This is a genomic window from Polyangiaceae bacterium, assembly GCA_020633205.1.
Taxonomy (GTDB): Bacteria; Myxococcota_A; Polyangia; order Polyangiales; family Polyangiaceae; genus JAHBVY01.
In genome coordinates this window covers 237,483-254,816 of the sequence record JACKEB010000012.1, presented here as the reverse complement: position 1 = coordinate 254,816, position 17,334 = coordinate 237,483, and the positions used below count along the sequence as shown (strand labels likewise).

Genomic DNA, 17,334 nt, shown 5'->3' with positions numbered 1-17,334 from the left:
ATTCGCCCGGCTCGGGGCGCCAAAGCTCCAAGATCTGGCGCGGATCTGGGTTGGACGGCCGCCTGAGCAAGAGACCGACGGTTTCCGCCCGTGTCCCCAAAGGCCCGTGCTTGGCGGTGGTGGAGTCTTAAGACCCGAGCGACGCTGCGGCAATCGAGGCGGAAACGTTCGCTGTTCACGAGTCCCACGCAGTGCCTGGCCCTGAGGTTACGCTGCGCCTGGCGTTCGCGACGATTTGCCGCCGCGCTTACCCCTGGTCGGCAAGAACCTCGTTCCCAATTGAGGGTCTAACAGTCACTCCCGCCGAGAGCCCCCAAGATGGATGTCCTGTTCCTATCCCGACTGCAGTTCGCCCTGACAGTCATGTTCCACTACCTGTTCCCGCCGCTCTCGATTGGGCTCGGGCTGCACATGGTGATCCTGGAGGCCCGGTACCTGCTCACGCGGGACCCCGCATACGAACAAGCGGCTCGATTCTGGACCAAGGTGTTCGCGGTGAACTTCGCCGTGGGGGTCGCCACGGGTCTGGTGATGGAATTCGAGTTCGGAACCAACTGGGCCACCTACTCCCGCTACGTGGGTGACGTCTTCGGCTCCGCGCTTGCCAGCGAGGGGATCTTCGCGTTCTTCCTCGAGTCAGGTTTCCTCGCGGTATTGGTTTTTGGCTGGGACCGCGTGAAACCGCGGGTGCACTTCTTCTCCACGCTGATGGTGTTCTTTGGCTCCACCTTCTCCGCGGTTTGGATCGTGATCGCCAACTCCTGGATGCACACGCCCGCCGGGTTCCACATCGTGGGTGAGGGCATCCACGCGCGGGCGGAAATCACAGACTTCTGGGCCATGGTGTTCAACCCTTCGTCGATGCACCGCCTGGGACATGTGCTGCTTGGCAGCTTCCTGCAGGGCGCCTTCTTCGTGCTCAGCATCAGCGCCTACTACCTGCTGAAGCAAAGGCACCTGGAGGTAGCGCGCAAGTCGCTGAAGGTCGCCCTCGGAATCGCGACCGTGAGTAGCCTGGCGATGCTGCTCTCCGGACACGAGCAAGCGCGGGCCCTCGCGCACAATCAGCCCGCGAAGCTCGCTGCGTTCGAGGGCCACTTCGAAACGGGAGAGGGAGGCACCGGACTGTATCTCTTCGGCTCCCCTAACCCCCAAACCAAGCGGGTCGAGTATGGAGTAGAAATCCCCAAGCTACTCAGCGTGCTGGTGTACAGCGACCCGAACAAGCCGGTGCCAGGCCTGGACAAGATCCCCGCGGATGAGCAACCGCCGGTGCAGATCCCGTTTCAGACCTATCACATCATGATCAGCATCGGCATGTACTTGATCGGCCTGTCGCTGCTGTCCGTCTTCTTTGCCCTCAGGAAACGCCTTGAGCAGCAGCGCTGGCTACTGAAGATCCTAGTAGTTAGCGTCGTCGCGCCGATCATCGCGAATCAAGCTGGTTGGGTGGCTACCGAAGTCGGGCGGCAGCCGTGGATCGTACAAGGGCTGCTGAAGACGAGCCAGGCGCTGAGCAAGACCGTTCAGGCGGACCAGGTGCTTGCGAGCATCTTGCTCTTCACGTTCGTCTACATTGGGCTGTTCGCGGTTTGGGTCTTCGTCTTGCACTCGAAGATCCAGCATGGCCCGGCGGCAGTGGGCGGCGGGCATGGGGATGACGGCTTTCTGGAAGTGGCTGGCGAGCGCGTCGCCCGTGAGCCTGAGACTTCGCTAACGTCAGTTCCGAGCATCCGCGTTGCATGCGCCGATCTCACCAAGGAGGACGCAGAGTGAGCGAGCTTCAGGTGTTCTGGTTTGCCGCGCTGGGGCTACTGCTGACCGGCTACGCGATCCTCGACGGCTTCGACTTGGGCGTCGGTACGCTGCACTTGTTCGCCAAGAGCGAGTTCAGCGAAGGCAGCGACGACCACGGCGAGCGCCGTATCCTACTGAACGCGATTGGCCCCTTGTGGGACGGCAACGAGGTGTGGCTGGTGACGTTCGGAGGGGCGCTCTTCGCAGCCTTTCCTCGCGCGTACGCCACGGCCCTTTCCGGCTTCTACATGCCGTTCATGTTGTTGCTCGTGACCTTGATTGGCCGCGCGGTCGCCATCGAGTTTCGCTCCAAGCGCCCCGAGCGGTGGTGGCGAGCGTATTGGGATTTCTCCTTCAGCGCGGCCAGTACCCTCGTCACCTTGATCGCAGGCGTTGCCGTGGGGAATGCGATCAAGGGGATCCCGATCGATGCCGAGGGTGAGTACGCTGGGACGCTGCTCACGCTCTTGAACCCGTACGCCCTTGCGGTGGGGGCGTTCGCCGTCGTCACCTCAGCCATGCACGGCTCGATCTACTTGGCGCTCAAGACGGAAGGCGCCCTGCGCAAGCGGGTCACCGGCTGGATGTGGACTAGCTTTGGCTTGTTCCTGGTGGCCTATATCGCGGTCACGATCCTGACCCTGGTGAGCGTGCCTGGCGCCCTCAAGAACTTCGAGCGTTGGCCCGTCGCTTGGGTACTCGTCGCGCTCAACGTCCTCGCGATTGCCAACATCCCGCGCGCCATCCAGCAAGGCCGCGCCGGTTACGCCTTCATCTCGTCGTCGGCAACCATCGCCTCGCTAGTGTTCCTATTTGGCATGGCGATGTTCCCCAACCTGCTGCACTCCTCGCCAATGCCGGAGAACAGCCTCAGCATCTACAACGCCTCGAGCAGCGAGACGACGCTGCGCTTGATGCGCACCGTGGCGTTCATCGGCGCGCCTCTGATCCTCACCTACACCACCACGGTCTACTGGATCTTCAGAGGCAAGACGCGCATCGACGACACCAGCTACTAGTGCTGACCCCATTGTTCAGGCCACGAACGAAAGAAGCCTGCGGCCTCGAAAACGCAACGATGGGTTGTGAATGCACCAGCTGCAGCGCGTGCTGCGGCCCCAACAGCACAAAAAGCGACACGCAGGGGTTGGAGCCCTGCGTGTCTTGGGATTGAGGAGTTGCTTGGAGGATCCGGCTCGCGTCCAGCGCGAGCCCAGCGCGCCCGGTTAAACCGGCAGGGTGTTTCTCAACACTCTGGTACGGACGGCGCGAAGTCTGAACGGCGGGAAAGTGAACCGCCCCTTCGATGGTCGCGATCAGGCGGTGTGCGCCAGTGGAACGCTGGATCGGATCCCACTGTCGTGGGCCCGAGCGAGCAGATGACGCGCGAAGGTTGCCCGGAGCTCCTTTCGCAGCGCTTCACTCTGACTCCACTCGTCTGGCGCCGAGCTCATCGCGCGGACAATGGCTGAGGCGCCTAGAGTGGAGGCCAGCTCCAGCTTGTCCGCTCGGAACTCTCCGCGTCCAGTCTCGAGGCAGCAACCCAAGAGCACCTGGCATGTATTCAGGGGCTGAGGAACGAAGCCTGGAACCAGGCGCTCGAGATCATGCTCCAGAGACGCCGCCTCAACGGCGACATCGGCCGCAACAGCGAACACCTCCTCGGCGCTATCCGCGCGGTGTGCCCGGGTTTGGTGCTCTACCGTGAGCACTTCAACTCGACGCTCGGCGAGCTGGCTCAGCAAGTCTTCCTTGCCGCTGAAGTACTGGTAGAGCGAGCCCACGCTGACCCCCGCGACCTTCGCCACGCGGTTCGTGGAGAGCCGCTTGAAGCCGTGCTGCTGGAGCACACGAGCCGCCGCGACCAGGATGGTCAGCACCGTCTCGCGTGATCGCGCTTGTTGAGGAGTGCGTCGAAGAGTCGAAAGTTGCGCCATGATGTGCCAATCGAAGGAAAAGAGGCCAGGTTCTAGGGTTCGCCGCAGTCTGGAGCAATTGGTGTGCCAGCTATTCTGGCCCAACCCAGAGGCTCCCACGCGCTTTGTGAGTCGCCACCACCACCGCTTTCCGATCACTCGAAGCGCAAAAAAATCCAGGGCAAGTGATAACTGCCCGAATTCGTCCCACTGACCGGTCGGAAGGGCGAGACTGTGGTGCGAACTTCACGGGTGCCTGCTGCTGGGTGTAACTGAGAGTCCACGATCCCCCAGTAGGCCGCAGTTTGCGGGTGGGGAGTCACCGCGGACTGCGCGGTGGAAAAGGTTCGAGGATCTAGCGGCGCCGACCTTTGGCTCGCGTTCGTTTCCGCGAGGGCAAGCGTCGGGTAGCGGGCTGTCATACGTTCGTGGCCCACAAAAGCCCCCGATCCGCTCAGCTTTTCTGCGGTTGAGTCAGCTGTTTCGGACCTGTGGTGCAGTTCCGCGCGGACTCATGCACACCCCAAGCGTTAGCAAGCTGACACTTAGCCAGTGAGCGCAGTGCGTATGCTGTCGCGGGTGACCTCTGCCAAGCGCTCGAGGTCCATCGAGCTGACACAATACGGCGGCATCCAGTAGACCGTGTCATGCAGTGGGCGCAGCAGGACGCCGCGTTCGAGAGCCGCGCGTCGAATCCCGAGCGAGAGCCGGCCGCGCCCTAGCGGAGACACCCAGCCAGGTTCCGGCTGTACTTCCAGCGCCACGACCAGCCCAGCCTGACGGCGCGCGATGACCTGAGGAAGTGCGTCCGCCACCTGGGTCGAAAGCTGTTCCAGTTGGCTTGCCAAGGACGCCAGGTGCGCCGGAGGGTGCTCGTCTTCGAACAGGCTCAAGCTGGCGAGACCCGCGCTGCAAGTGATGGGGTTCGCGGTGAACGTGTGACTGTGAAGGAACGTGCGACTCGGGTCGCCCTTGAACGCCTCGTCCACGCCATTTCGGATCAAGACGGCACTCAGCGGCAGCACGCCCCCGCTTAGCCCCTTGCTCAAACAGAGGAAGTCCGGCGAGACCGGCGGCTCTGACCACTCGGACGCGAAGAGCTTCCCGGTCCGCCCGAAGCCCACGGCGATCTCATCCGCGATCACATGGATGCCGAGGCGCTGCGCCGCCTCGACGACCGCGCGGTAGAATCCAACCCCCGGCATCAGCATGCGTCCGGCGCACTGAATCACCGGTTCCACGAGTAGCGCAGTGAGCTGATCTCGGTGCTCCTCGAGCAGCCGGATCGCCTGTGTCGTCTCGGGAGCATCCGCTCCGAGCTCGGTTTGCAGATCCGAGTGTCGGTGCTCAGGGAAGCTTGGCACGGGCAGCTCGACTACTGGAAACAAGAGCGGCCCAAACTGCTCTCGGTACGCGCGATTGCCGCTCACCGCCAGCGCCCCTAACGTTTCCCCGTGGTAACTATTGGTGAGCGTGGCCAAGCCCTTGCGCTGAGCCTCCCCCGCTTGCTGGCGGTACTGGTAGCTCATCTTCAGGGCGATCTCGATCGCGGCCGAGCCACAGTCTGCATAGAACACGCGCCCATAGGCGCTGGGCCCACCCGGCGCGCGGGCTACCAACGCCTCCGCCAGTTCAAGGGCCGGCTCGTGGGTGAAGCCGGCGAACATCACGTGGTCGAGGCGCGCCGCCTGTTGGCTGATGGCCTCCACGATGCGCGGATGTCCATGGCCGTGTAGGCAGGTCCACCAGCTGCTGATGGCATCGAGAATGCGATCGCCGGAGCTGGTCTCGAGATAGGCGCCCCGTGCCGCGCGGATAGGCAGCGGCGGCAGGAGTTCCAAATCCTGAAAGTGGGTCGCAGGGTGCCAGAGCAGCTCAGCGTCGCGACGCATGAACTCGGTGTCGTCTCCCGCTAGCTGCTCCGGCGCGCGACGGGTCACTTCTTCTTGTTCTTCTTGTTCTTTTTGCCGCCCACCCACTTGGCCGCAGCCTTCACTTTTTGTTCCGCGGGGATATCATTCCCATCGACGAACATCCACTTACCATCCAGCTTGCGGAACTCCGCGCGTTCACGATGCTGAGTGGTGAGCCCCTTGAGCTTGTACTTGGCGACGAAGTCGACCACGCCCTCTTCGTCCCCTTCCCCGCCTGCCTCGGTGCGCAGGATCTCGAGCCCCATCCACTCGCTCTCGCGACTCCAAACTTCGACCTCTTCGCGGACCACGTCTTCCCGCGTCTCCGGGTCATGGCTGCTCAGGATGTAGTCGACGTTGCCTTTCGCGAACGCGCAGTACCGCGAGCGCATGAGCGCCTCGGCGGTAGCAGCCGCCTGCTTGCCCTCGAGAATGGGGCCGCAGCAAGCGGAGAAGGCGTTTCCGGATCCACAGGGGCAAAGCTCGCTGTCTGTCATATCGCGTCGCGGCCGTAGCGCTTTGGCGCCCCTGAATCAAGCGTAGTCACCGAAGTGGTCGACGCCGGCCCGGGGTTTGGGGGTGAGCGCTCCGGCCACAAACCGCGCTCCAACGCGGGGCAACGACCAAGCAGAGCACCTCACCCCCAAGACGAACGGAGGCCAAATCCGCCCTGAAGGCTGACAGCGGCAGCCCCATGGCGAGGCGTGCGGTTCTGCCAATCCCGCGTCAAAGCTCTACGTTTTCGTCCATGGCCTTGTATCCCGAGCCTTCGCTGCTTAGACACACGAGACCCCCGGGGAAGCTCTGGCGGAGCCAGACACCCCAACTCGATACTCGACAGGGAACCAAGAGGAGAGACTGATGGCGATTGAACTACCGGCGTTGCCTTGGGCAAAGGATGCCCTTGCGCCGCACATCAGCGCAGAGACGATCGACTACCACTACGGCAAGCATCACAACGCCTACGTGACGAACCTCAACAAGCTCATCGATGGCACTGACCTCGCCGGAAAGAGCCTGGAAGAGATCGTGAAGGCGGCCGAAGGTGGCGTCTTCAACAATGCCGCACAGGTTTGGAACCACACCTTCTACTGGAACTCGATGAAGCCGGCCGGCGGCGGCGCCCCGAGCGGCGCGCTAGCCGACGCAATCAACGGCAGCTTCGGCAGCTTCGACAAGTTCAAGGAGGAGTTCTCCGCCGCCGCCGCAACGCAGTTCGGCTCTGGCTGGGCGTGGCTCGTCAAGGAGGGCGACAAGCTCGCTGTGGTGAAGACGGCCAACGCTGAGACGCCCCTCACCAAGGCGGGCGTCACGCCGCTTCTCACGATCGATGTGTGGGAGCACGCGTACTACGTCGACTATCGCAACGCGCGTCCCAAGTATATCGAGACGTTCCTTTCGAGCCTCGCGAACTGGGACTTCGCCGCCAAGAACCTGGCCGGCTGACACCCAACATATCCTCGCGGAAAGCGAGGCAATGAGACGGGCGACCCTCGAGCAGAACTCGACGTCGCCCGTCCGCCGTTTGTCCTCAGTCTCCGCGCCGGGGACCCAGGTCGGAGCCCGCGAGGGCACGGGTAAGCAGCGAGCGAGCGAGCTCATCGAGCGTGGTCGCGCGGCACTTGAGGAGCAAGCGGCGGATCTGCGACTTGAGCGTGTTGACGGAGATCCCCAGTTCCTGAGCCATCAGCTCCCGTGGAATCCCTGCGATGCTAGCAGCCACGATTTCTACCTCGCGCGGCGACAGCTGCTCCCCACGCGCCAACTCATCCACAAGCCAACCGATGCGCTGATCGCCCGTCCAATGGAAGGAGATACAGCGCCGGGCGAACTGTTCGAGGAACTCATGCTCCGGCGGCTTGACCACGAACTCCGCGTTGAGGCGGCCCGCTTCCCGGAGGAACTCAGCACGAGTATGACTCGTCAGGATCAGTGCTGGTGCGCCGAAACCGCGCTCCCTCAGCTCGCGCAGCAGCTGAAAGCCAGACCCATCGGGTAACTCGAGGTCAAGCAGCACGCCAGCGTGCACATCACCCTGCCCGAGCACTTTACGTCCTGACGCCAGGTCGCCTGCACTTTCCACGGGCGCAAAGGGTTGCAGGGCGTGGCGGGCCAGGCGGACCCAAACCTCGTCGTCTTCGACGATCAAGAAACCTTTCTTGCTGTTCATCCTGGACGCATTTCCGGCCCCCGGTTCATTCCCACTCGACTCCACCCGGAGTCAACAACTCGAATCGCGCCATGGACGAAGTAAAGCCGAGCCACGGCACTCGCTCTGCCTTACTCGAAGCGGTTCCCCAGCGAGGCGCACTCCTGAATGCAGCCCCGCCCCGGCGTACGGGGATCTCCAAGCACAGCTTGTAAATGCAATGCGCTGCATACATTTCCGCGCGTCTATCATTCATGAACCTTTGGGTAGCTTCAAGTCAGCTCTGCCGAGCCGTGTTTCAAACTACGAACAAAGCCGGCTTCGAGGCACGACCCCGTATGTTTCGACATGCCCTCCGCTAACCGCCCGGAAACTACGCGCGCAGAGGGAATGCGAGCATCGCCCCGCCAGTACTTAACGATGCGATGCTCATGCGCTTGCTCGGAAACCGCCTGTTCGGAAACCGCCCGTGCGGAAACCGCGCGCCCGGAAACGGCCACGACAGTTTGCTCGGAAAGGCCCCGGGTAACGACAGACACACACACGAAAGAGGCAATCGGCAACGTTGTGGGTGAGGCTCGGAGTGTTCCGTTCATCCTTCGGGGTACACCCTCAAGGATAGTTTACACGACACTTGGAGTCGCGCATGGTGAAGCTGGGAAAAGTCGTGGTCGGGTTCGCCATTTCGTTCGATGCGTAAACACGAGCGGGGAGCTTGGGGGAGATCACGGCAAGTGTGTGTACTTCGCGCCTACCCGGCGCGGATGTCAGATCGTCGCGACGATCGAACGATCGCCCATTGGCAGGAGTTCGCCGTCCGTGAGGTCCATGCGACGTTGCCTTTCGCAAAAGGTCTTGCTTGTTGTTGCGAAGGTGTGTCCGCCGTCCGTTGTCTTGAACCATTCGACCAGGGAGCTGTTTCATGACCGAAACGCATGCAGTGATCGTCCGCCCATCTCGTGGCTCGCATACTGAAGTGGTCCGGTCAACACGCGCGACCCCACACCGCGGCTTCCTGGTCGCGTTGGTGTCGCTTATAGGAACGATGGCCGGATGCGCCAGTCCCGCGACGGAAAACCCAACCCCCGAGACCACGGAGACCACCGAGACCACCCAAGGGGCGTGGCAGCTCAGCTCGGAGATCGACACCGAAGGCCCAACCACCACATCGACTCCCGTCGGCCTGGCGCTCGAGTTCGAAAACGGCGCTGGTCCTACGTTGCGAGTGCGCGCCGGTCAGAAGTTCTTCATCGAGCAGCTCGATCTACGTGGCGCGATTGACGCCACCACGGATGAGGGTGTGGACGGGCTGGCAGACCGAGGCCCGCTTGCGGGCCTCGACTGGCGTGGGATTGAACTCGACGATCAGGAGTTCGTCGGCCTTGGCAACCCCGACGGCACCTTCACGAGGCGGCGCTTCTTCACGGGTGCTCGCTGGATGCAGCGGCCGAGCGTGATGGTGATCAACCAGCTCGATAGTCGCGGTCGCCCGACGGCATTGCCCTGGGTCCTGAACCTCGGAGCGGATGCTCATCGCTCCCCCCTCGACACGTTCTTCATCCGTCGGACCCGGGCCATTCAGTGGACCAACGACTGCCCAAGCAAAGAAGACTGCAGCGGCGCCTCGCTCTTCCAAGAGGAAGGGCTCGTAGAGCTGCGCCACAGCGCCTGGACCCATCAGGTCCGACGCTTCGCGCCGCGGACGGAGCGCCTCGAACTCCTGTGGTCGGAACTGCCCTCGTCTCGCTGGAGTGTGGACGTCGAGCAAGTCGCGGATCCTGGCTATGACTACAACTTCAATATCCTTATGGATATTGACGAACCGGAATCCGGCGTGTTTCAGCCCGGCGACGATGTTCCGGTGACCCTGACACTGGTAGACGGCTCGGGAACCCGTCTTCACCCCGAAGGGTCATTGCCTAGCTACGCCGATGTCGTGTTTGGTCCTAATCCGGCGGGGATTGACTACTACAACGCGTTCTTCGACCCCACGACCACCTACTACCGCCGCAAGCACCGCGAGCGGATGATGGCGATCCAGATGATCGGTCCAGCGCAAGACATCCAGGCGATTCGCACGATTGCTCCGTTGGAACAATTCCTGGTGCCGTCGGACACCCTGCTGCTTGGCACTCAAGACCGAGATGGGATGTACGCCGAGGCTCAGCTGTTCCCGCCCGCGCATGTGCTCTTCGGAGGGGCGTTCTTCCCGGAAAGCGGCGCTTGGGCGACCCCTGTCAGCGATCAAATCACCTTCCACGTCCCCGACGACGCCAAGGCCGGGACGTATCGCATCACGATGAAGGCGCGGCGCACGTTCATGGGGCAGGACATTCCCCGCAGCGTCACCAAGGAGATTCAGGTCGGCTCCGCCGAGCACACCTCTGCATCTCTCCCCACGGGCGGGTGCAATTCCTGTCACAATGGCGCGGGCGAGCTCTCCCGAGTGCTGCACGCAAACGGCGATCGCGCGGCGTGCAACGGTTGCCACGTGCCCCTCGGCTTCGAGCTGGAGGGTCCGGTCTACGTCCGCACCCACTTCATTCACTCCCGCTCGGAACGCTTCGACAAGCCGAAGAACGATTGCTCCACTTGCCACAAGGAAAAGAGCAGTATCCAGCGCGTGAGCAAGTCGGCTTGCTTGTCTTGCCACGACTCCTACCCGGACAGCCACGTTACGGCGTTCGGCCCAATCCAGAGCATGTACGTCGGTGGCGACACCGAGTCCTTCGACAACTGCACGTCCACCTGTCACCAGAACCACCCGGGCAGCCACCTCTAAGCGTCGGATTCGACTGATGCTAGTTCCTCGTGGCAATGCCCCTTGAGCCTCGAATAGGAAGTCCGACCCATGGCATCGGTAAGTTTAGAGTCGGTTCGAACCACGCAACTGGAGGCGACTGAAGCCGCAGACCACCTGGTCTCGCAGCTAAAGGGCGATGACCCTAAGCTGGTGTGCTTCTTCGCAACTCCATCGGTCGACCAAGTCGCCTTCAACAAGGCGCTCCGGGACAAGCTCCCCAAAGGCACCCGACTAATGGGCGCGACGACTGGCGGCGAGGTCGACCGCGACGGAATCCACCAGGGGTCCATCGTGCTGGGCGCCCTCTCGGGTGACTTCGAGGTCGGCATCGGCCTCGGGGAGCAGCTCCAGGAGAACGCGCTGCAGGCGGGTGAAGACGCAGCTCGTCAGGCGTGTCGTGAACTCGGCGTGCGTCAAGCCGACATGGACCTTCGGCACTACTTCGGCATGGTGATGGACGACGGGTACCAGCAGAAAAAAGAGGAACTACTGCTCGGAGTGCTTTCCAAGAATCAGGGCACTGTGCTCGTTGGCGGCGGCGCAAACGACCAGAGCCCGTTCGGTGGCACCGCGATCATCCACGCCGACGACCGCGTCACCACGAACTCTGCAGTCATGGTGATGTTCCATACAGAAGCGCCTTGGGGCGCACTTCGCTCCCACGCTTACCAGCCTACGGGCAAGCGGCTGATGATCACCAAGACCGACGAAACCGGAAAGCGTGCCATCGAAATCGACGGCCAGCCGGCGGTGCAGCGCTTCTCGGAGCTGACGGAGGTGGGAGCGGATGACCTGGACTTCGGTAAACCCAAAGGTTTCGGCAGCTCGACCCTCGCCCTGAAGGTCGGGCGCGAGTATTTCATCCGCTCACCGCTGATGCCCCTGCCCGACGGTTCAATTCAGTTCGCCAACTTCCTGGAGGACGAGACGGAGCTGGAGCTCATGACGCTCCGCTCGATGCCGGAAGCCACTCGGGCGTTCTTCGCCGAGGAACTCCCGCGCCGCGTCAAGAACCCCCAGGCGGCGATGTTGTTTCACTGCTCGGGTCGCTACATGCTGGCGCAGGCGAGGAACCAGGTGGAGGAGCTCTCCAAGGCGTTCGCGGAAGCTCCAGTCTCCATCGGACTCAACTGCAACTTCGAACTCTACTGTGGCTTCCACATCAACACCACGCTCACCACCCTAGCGTTTGGCTCAGATGACTGACTCCGACCTCGACAGGACCGCGCTCAGGCAGCGCATCAGCGAGCTGGAGAGCGAGAACCGGAGTTTGAAGTCGGAGGTCGCCTCGAAGAGTCAGCTCGCGCAGAAAGCGCTCGCAAGCTACCAGCAGCGGGCGCTCCACATGGAGATCATCCGTCAGCAGAACGAGGACCTCGATCGGCTGACTGCAGACCTCGCTCAATCCAAGCTCAAGGCAGAAGCCCACGCGCGCGAAGCCGAAAACGCTGCCCGCTTGAAGAGCGAGTTCCTTGCTAACTTCTCCCATGAGATCCGCACGCCGCTCAATGGAATCATCGGCTACTGCGATCTGCTCGCGCGAGAAGAAGGCGATCGCCTGACTATCCATGGCCGACGCGACCTCAGCACCATCAAGTCGAATGCCCGCACGCTGCTCGCCCTGATCAACGACATTCTAGATCTGTCGAAGATCGAGTCCGGCCACGCGGAGGTGATGACCGAGAACGTCGACACCTACGAGTTAGTGGGCGAGTGTTGCCGTACGGTATCAGAACTACTGAAAGGCAAAGACGTCGAACTCAAATGCGAAATCGACCCTCGGGTCGCGACGTTGCAGTCAGATAGCCTGAAGCTGCGCCAGATCATGCTCAACTTGCTGAGCAACGCGGCGAAGTTCACTGAGGTCGGCGAGATCCTGCTCAAGCTCCAGTTGCACTCTGGAGGCTTGTTGCTCTCCGTCGAGGACACTGGCGTGGGGATCCGTGAAGAAGATCTCCACCACATCTTCGAAAAGTTCCGCCAAGTGGACGGTTCGAGCCGCCGCGTGGCTGGCGGCACGGGCTTGGGTCTCGCCATCGTGCGCGAGCTTTCTCGCCTGCTTGGCGGGTCAGTCACCGTCACTAGCACTCAAGGCCGCGGCAGCTGCTTCATGGTGGAGCTGCCGGGGACGCTGGTGGGCGAAGGCAACGTCAAAGCATCGGAGCCCGTCGCCGATGACCTGGATCCCAACGCCACGTCGGTCCTCATCATCGACGACGACCCGCTGGTTCGCCAATTGCTACGCGGTCAGCTCGAAGGCGAGGGTTTCCGCGTGTATACCGCGAACGACGGTGTCGAGGGCATCCAGCTGGTGCGTCACTTGAAGCCGTCAGTCATCGTGCTCGATATTCACCTGCCCCGGATGGATGGCTGGACGGTGATGTCCGCGCTCAACGACGATCAGGCCCTAGCCAGTATTCCGGTGGTGATCGTCAGCGTGGAGGAGCAGCGAAAGCGCGGTTTCGCACTGGGCGCTTGCGACTACCTGGTCAAGCCGGTCGAACCAGAGCGGCTGAGCCTGGCAGTTCGGCGCGTGGTCCGACCCACAGGCGAAATCTTGGTGGTGGACGACGACCAGGACACGCGCGAGTTGATCAGCCGGCGGCTGACTGGTGAGGGCTTGAGGGTCCACACCGCAGGCTCGGGGCGAGAGGCGTTGGATCGCATCGCAGCGTCGCCTCCCACCCTGGTCATCCTCGACCTCATGATGCCCGAGCTCGATGGCTTCGAGGTCTTGCGCCGAATGCGCAAGGACGGCTCCACGACTCCGGTCATCGTACTCACGGGTAAGGTGCTGACACCCGACGAGCAGACGTCGCTGCGCAACGGCTTGGCGCACATCATCGCCAAGAACGGCGTCTCGGTAGACCGGGTGGTGGAGCAGGTGAAGCGCGCCGTGATTCAACGACGCGACGCCGGCACCGAAGCCCTACCCTGCGTCCTCTACGTCGAAGACATTGCTCAGAACCGCGAGATCGTGCGGCGCTATCTCACTGGAGTCGCCCAGCTGCTCGAAGCCGAAGATGGGCGCACGGGGCTCGAGATCGCGTTGGCTCAGAAACCGGACCTCGTACTGATGGACCTGTCTTTGCCCGGCATGGATGGCTGGGAGGTCACCCGGAAGATCAAGGAGAGCGAGGCTGCCGGTGACATCCCGGTGGTGGCGCTAACCGCGCACGCCTCCCCCGAAGATAGGCAACATGCGTTGGAGGCCGGCTGCCTCGACTACCTGACCAAGCCCGTAGACCGAGAACTCTTAATCAAAACCATACGGAAACATATCAGTGGTCGCAGCCATGCCCAATCCTAGCCGCCAAGGCGACGCCCCGAGGGTGTTCGTGATCGACGACGACGAACGACAGCTGCGGCTGATCGAGTCGATGTTGCGTTCCGAAGGCTTCGAGGTGGCGACCACTTCGGAGCCAATCGGCGCTTCCAACCTGGTTCGGGCGTTCGGCCCCGACGTGGTGCTGCTGGACGTCCACATCCCTGCGCTATCCGGCGATCGACTGCTGGGCCTGCTGCGCAAGGTGACGGAAAAATCCACGCGGTTAGTCCTCCACTCCGCCGCGGATCTCGAGTCGCTGCGTGAACGCGCCCGCGCTGTTGGCGCAGACGGGTGGATCCAGAAGAACTTCGATAGCGGTCGGCTCGCGACCGAGCTGCGTCGATTGATGCTCAGCTAACCCTCAACCCAAGGACCCTCGCCATGTCAAAATCCCCTCTCCTCCAGGCGCCGCGCGGCGCTCTGGAGAACGGCTCATGGAATTCGCTAGGGCGCGACGTGCTCACCCCCTTGTGCGCGGCGACCGGCCTCGAGAGCCGCTTAGACGAGATAATCGCCGCATTTGCGCTGATGACGGAAGGCTGGGGGGATGAGCCGATCCCCACGCACCCGAGCTGGGAGTCAGACGTTTGCTCAGACCACTCTCCGTTCGAGCCCTCGATTGCCCTGTCTCCCCGAGGTAACGTCCTTCGGATCCTGGTCGAAGCTCAGGGGCGCGCTCCGACCCGAGCGGCCCAAGCGGAAGCGGGGCGCGCATTGACTCAGCGCATCGGCACGCGCTGGGGCCTCGACACGTCGCGTTGTGAACGACTCGAGACGTTGTTCTTGGAGGGCAACTCGCCTGAAGGGCAACCCGTAGCGGGGCGCTTTGGGATCTGGCACGCACTGGAGTTCCACCCCGGGCGTGAGGCGCCCAGCGTCAAAGTCTACTTCGACCTGTCGAGCTGGGGCGCTGCGCTCGCTCCTGCGCTCACTGAGGAGGCCTTGCACCACATCGGTTTCGCCGACGCCTGGGCGGTGCTCGGTGAGCTGACCACCCGACGAGACAAGCACCGCGATCAGATCGCCTACTTCTCCATCGATCTTGACGACTCCCCCAGCGCCCGCGTGAAGCTCTACCTCCGTCACCATGAGGCAGACGCCGCACATCTAGACGCGCTCTTCCGCAGCGCGAAATCTTACCGCAAGGAAAGCATCAAGGAAGCAACCCAGAGCCTCGGCGTCGGAGCAGGGCCGTACCTGGCCCGCCCTGTCGTGAGCAGCTTCGCGTTCACGGGCGGCTCACGCGGTGAGCCCGTCAGCGCTACGCTGTACTTCCCCCTGGAGAGCTACGTCGAGAGCGACGCGTTGGCCCTGAATCGCGTGCTTGAGTTCAATCGTGACTTCGACCTTCCCACAACGGAGCTCGAGGCGGCGGTCACAGGGCTCGCGCCAGTGCCGCTCGACGAGCTACACGGCCTGACCAGCTATGTTTCGTTCCGCGAGGAACACAACGTTGCTCGGTCAACGGTCTACTTTTCTCCGCTTGCCTTTGGGCACGACCACGCCAGCGCGCGACGACTGAAGGCAGCGAAGCACCGCGAACGCATCAGCGAGCTAGTGGAACGATTCGAACGCCACTCGTTGGTACACCTACCCTACTTCCGCCGCATGAACCGTGAGCCGGTGAGCCTCGAGCGCCTCTGGCTGTTGATGAAGAACTTCGATGTGGCGATCGTTCAGGAGTTCCCCCGCCGACTCGCCGCTCTGGTAGCTCGCGCGCCCGATGACGCGATCCGCGCCCTGCTCACCAAGCAGCTCCACGATGAGCTAGGAGGTGGTGACTTCGCCCAGGCCCACAAGGCGCTGTTTGGCCGCCTGATCAACGGCCTCGAGACCTACCGTGCGAGCGTCGCTGACCCCCTTGGGCCAGCCCAGGCGCTGTCTGACGCACTTGAGCTCGAGTATGTGAGTGCGGATCCCTGGTTCGGGGTGGGAGCGTCGTTGCTGGTCGAAGTATTCGGCAAGCAAGTGGACACATTCGTCGCCGAGCAGTTTGCTCGCCAGAAGCAGGTCGCGGGGCACACACTCGAGTGGCTCGATCTGCACACGGTGCTCGAGGTGGATCACGCTGACGATTCAGCCGCGATCGCCGCGCTCATCCCCGAAGGCGAAGCCGAAGAGGCAGCGCTCGCGGGCGCAGAACACATCGCAAACGCGTCCAACAGGTTCTTCGCGGAAATGTATCGCCTCACCTTCGGCTAGTCTTGGCCAGCACATGGCCAGCTTTCCTGAGCTCGAAGGAGCGCGCCGCGAGTTTCCGATCCTCGAACAACGTAACTACCTGGCAAGTCATGCACTGGGGCCGATGCCGCGAAGTGCACTGGACGACCTCGCTGAGTATCGAGAGACGCTTCTCCTTCGGACTGCCGGGATCCCGGCGCAGCTCGAGACCATCGAGCAAGTGCGCGGCGATTTGGGTCGGCTGCTCAACACCCAACCCGACAACGTCGCGCTCACTGCCAGCGCGACGGCGGGGCTTGCTCAGATCGCCCTCGCGCTGACGCCCACAGGCAGTCGGCGGCGCATCCTGCTAAGCGCCCAAAACTTCCCCTCGACTCGCTTCGTGTGGGAGGCCCAGGCGCGGCGCGGCTTCGAACTCGTCTCCGTTGAGCGTGGGCTGGGTGTAGGTGAGGAACGCACACCCGAAGCAGTCGCCCCTTTGGACGAACGCGTGGCGGCGCTGGTGGTGCCCTGGGTAGCCCCCTACTCCGGTGCCTTGATGAACCTCTCCACATTGGCCGCGCGCTGCCGTGAGGTTGGAGCGATCTTGGTGGTCGACGCCTATCAGGGTTTGGGGATCGTACCTCTTGATCTGAGTCAAGCTGAGCGAAGCCCACACGTCGTCGTCGGCGGCAACCACAAGTGGCTGAGTTCGGCCAGCATGGGGCTCGCGTTCATGTACGTTGACCCGCTGCTCGCGCGTTCCTTGGAGCCACCCGCTCCGGGTTGGATCGGTGAAGCGAGCTTCCCGGCATTTTCCGACCAATACCGGCCCGCTGCTGGTGCTAAGCGCTTTCAGCAGGGCACACCAGCCGTGGAGCCGATGTACGGCGCGATGGCCGGACTGCGCTTCGTGCTCCGCCACGGCGTCGATCGCTTGCGAAGAGCCAGCTTGCACCTGACGAGCGCACTGTATTCAGCCGCGGAATCGTCGGGCCTGCCGGTGCTGACCCCGCGCGCGGACCACGCCCGCGGTGGAACGGTCACACTAGACTTGAGTCACCTCGAAGTTTCCGCGCAGCAACAGCTGCTGCGAGACCTCGCGACCGCGGCGATCGATGTGGACTTTCGCCCCGGTGGCGGCATGAGGATGTCACCCCACCCCTGCGCGGCACCCAATGACTGTGACGCCGCAGTTTCCACGATTTCACAGTTGCTGGTGGGAAAATACGCCAGAATCTAGCTCGGCCCTTGCCATGACCGCCCGT

Annotated in this window: 13 protein-coding genes; 9 read left to right on the top strand and 4 right to left on the bottom strand. The window is 62.8% G+C overall.

Annotated elements, in window-relative coordinates; translation table 11 throughout:
* Positions 1–318: 318 nt before the first annotated feature.
* Both H6718_13175 and cydB read left to right on the top strand, forming a co-directional pair.
* Entirely contained in the window at positions 319–1,776 is a 1,458-nt protein-coding gene (locus H6718_13175) for a cytochrome ubiquinol oxidase subunit I (GenBank protein ID MCB9586348.1), read from the top strand.
* Complete coding sequence (gene cydB / locus H6718_13170; GenBank protein ID MCB9586347.1) at positions 1,743–2,816, top strand: cytochrome d ubiquinol oxidase subunit II; 1,074 nt, start codon at positions 1,743–1,745, stop codon at positions 2,814–2,816. The genes H6718_13175 and cydB overlap by 34 nt, the downstream gene beginning before the upstream one ends.
* Before the next feature lie 297 nt (positions 2,817–3,113).
* On the opposite strand, the gene H6718_13165 is transcribed toward cydB, so the two are convergent.
* The 3 genes from H6718_13165 to H6718_13155 form a co-directional block, all read right to left on the bottom strand.
* The gene (locus H6718_13165) at positions 3,114–3,734 is read right to left on the bottom strand and encodes a TetR/AcrR family transcriptional regulator (GenBank protein MCB9586346.1); all 621 of its coding nucleotides are present in this window, start codon (positions 3,732–3,734) and stop codon (positions 3,114–3,116) included.
* Positions 3,735–4,258: 524 nt separating this feature from the next.
* A complete protein-coding gene (bioA, locus tag H6718_13160) occupies positions 4,259–5,653 on the bottom strand; it encodes an adenosylmethionine--8-amino-7-oxononanoate transaminase (GenBank protein MCB9586345.1) in 1,395 nt (464 codons plus the stop codon).
* Positions 5,650–6,123, bottom strand: a complete 474-nt coding sequence (locus H6718_13155) for an SEC-C domain-containing protein (protein ID MCB9586344.1) — start codon at positions 6,121–6,123, stop codon at positions 5,650–5,652. The genes bioA and H6718_13155 overlap by 4 nt, the downstream gene beginning before the upstream one ends.
* Positions 6,124–6,484: 361 nt before the next feature.
* On the opposite strand from H6718_13155, the gene H6718_13150 reads away from it, so the two are divergent.
* Positions 6,485–7,072, top strand: a complete 588-nt coding sequence (locus H6718_13150; GenBank protein MCB9586343.1) for a superoxide dismutase [Fe] — start codon at positions 6,485–6,487, stop codon at positions 7,070–7,072.
* Between the two features lie 85 nt (positions 7,073–7,157).
* Here H6718_13150 and H6718_13145 read toward each other — a convergent pair whose 3' ends face one another.
* On the bottom strand, positions 7,158–7,796 hold the full coding sequence (locus H6718_13145; GenBank protein MCB9586342.1) for a response regulator transcription factor: 639 nt from the start codon (positions 7,794–7,796) through the stop codon (positions 7,158–7,160).
* Between the two features lie 1,024 nt (positions 7,797–8,820).
* On the opposite strand from H6718_13145, the gene H6718_13140 reads away from it, so the two are divergent.
* The 6 genes from H6718_13140 to H6718_13115 all read left to right on the top strand — a co-directional run bounded on the left by H6718_13140 (position 8,821) and on the right by H6718_13115 (position 17,309).
* Positions 8,821–10,557 carry a cytochrome C gene (locus H6718_13140; protein ID MCB9586341.1) on the top strand — a complete coding sequence of 579 codons (1,737 nt, stop codon included), beginning with the start codon at positions 8,821–8,823 and terminating at the stop codon, positions 10,555–10,557.
* Between the two features lie 69 nt (positions 10,558–10,626).
* Complete coding sequence (locus H6718_13135) at positions 10,627–11,784, top strand: FIST C-terminal domain-containing protein (protein ID MCB9586340.1); 1,158 nt, start codon at positions 10,627–10,629, stop codon at positions 11,782–11,784.
* Positions 11,777–13,888 (top strand): response regulator, encoded by a 2,112-nt coding sequence (locus tag H6718_13130; GenBank protein ID MCB9586339.1) that lies wholly within the window; start codon positions 11,777–11,779, stop codon positions 13,886–13,888. Before H6718_13135 ends, H6718_13130 begins: the two co-directional genes overlap by 8 nt.
* Positions 13,875–14,264: a response regulator gene (locus H6718_13125; protein ID MCB9586338.1), complete on the top strand. Its 390-nt coding sequence runs from the start codon at positions 13,875–13,877 to the stop codon at positions 14,262–14,264. Before H6718_13130 ends, H6718_13125 begins: the two co-directional genes overlap by 14 nt.
* 23 nt (positions 14,265–14,287) lie before the next feature.
* The gene (locus H6718_13120; GenBank protein MCB9586337.1) at positions 14,288–16,108 is read left to right on the top strand and encodes an iron-containing redox enzyme family protein; all 1,821 of its coding nucleotides are present in this window, start codon (positions 14,288–14,290) and stop codon (positions 16,106–16,108) included.
* 13 nt (positions 16,109–16,121) lie between these two features.
* Entirely contained in the window at positions 16,122–17,309 is a 1,188-nt protein-coding gene (locus H6718_13115; protein MCB9586336.1) for an aminotransferase class V-fold PLP-dependent enzyme, read from the top strand.
* Positions 17,310–17,334: the final 25 nt, after the last annotated feature.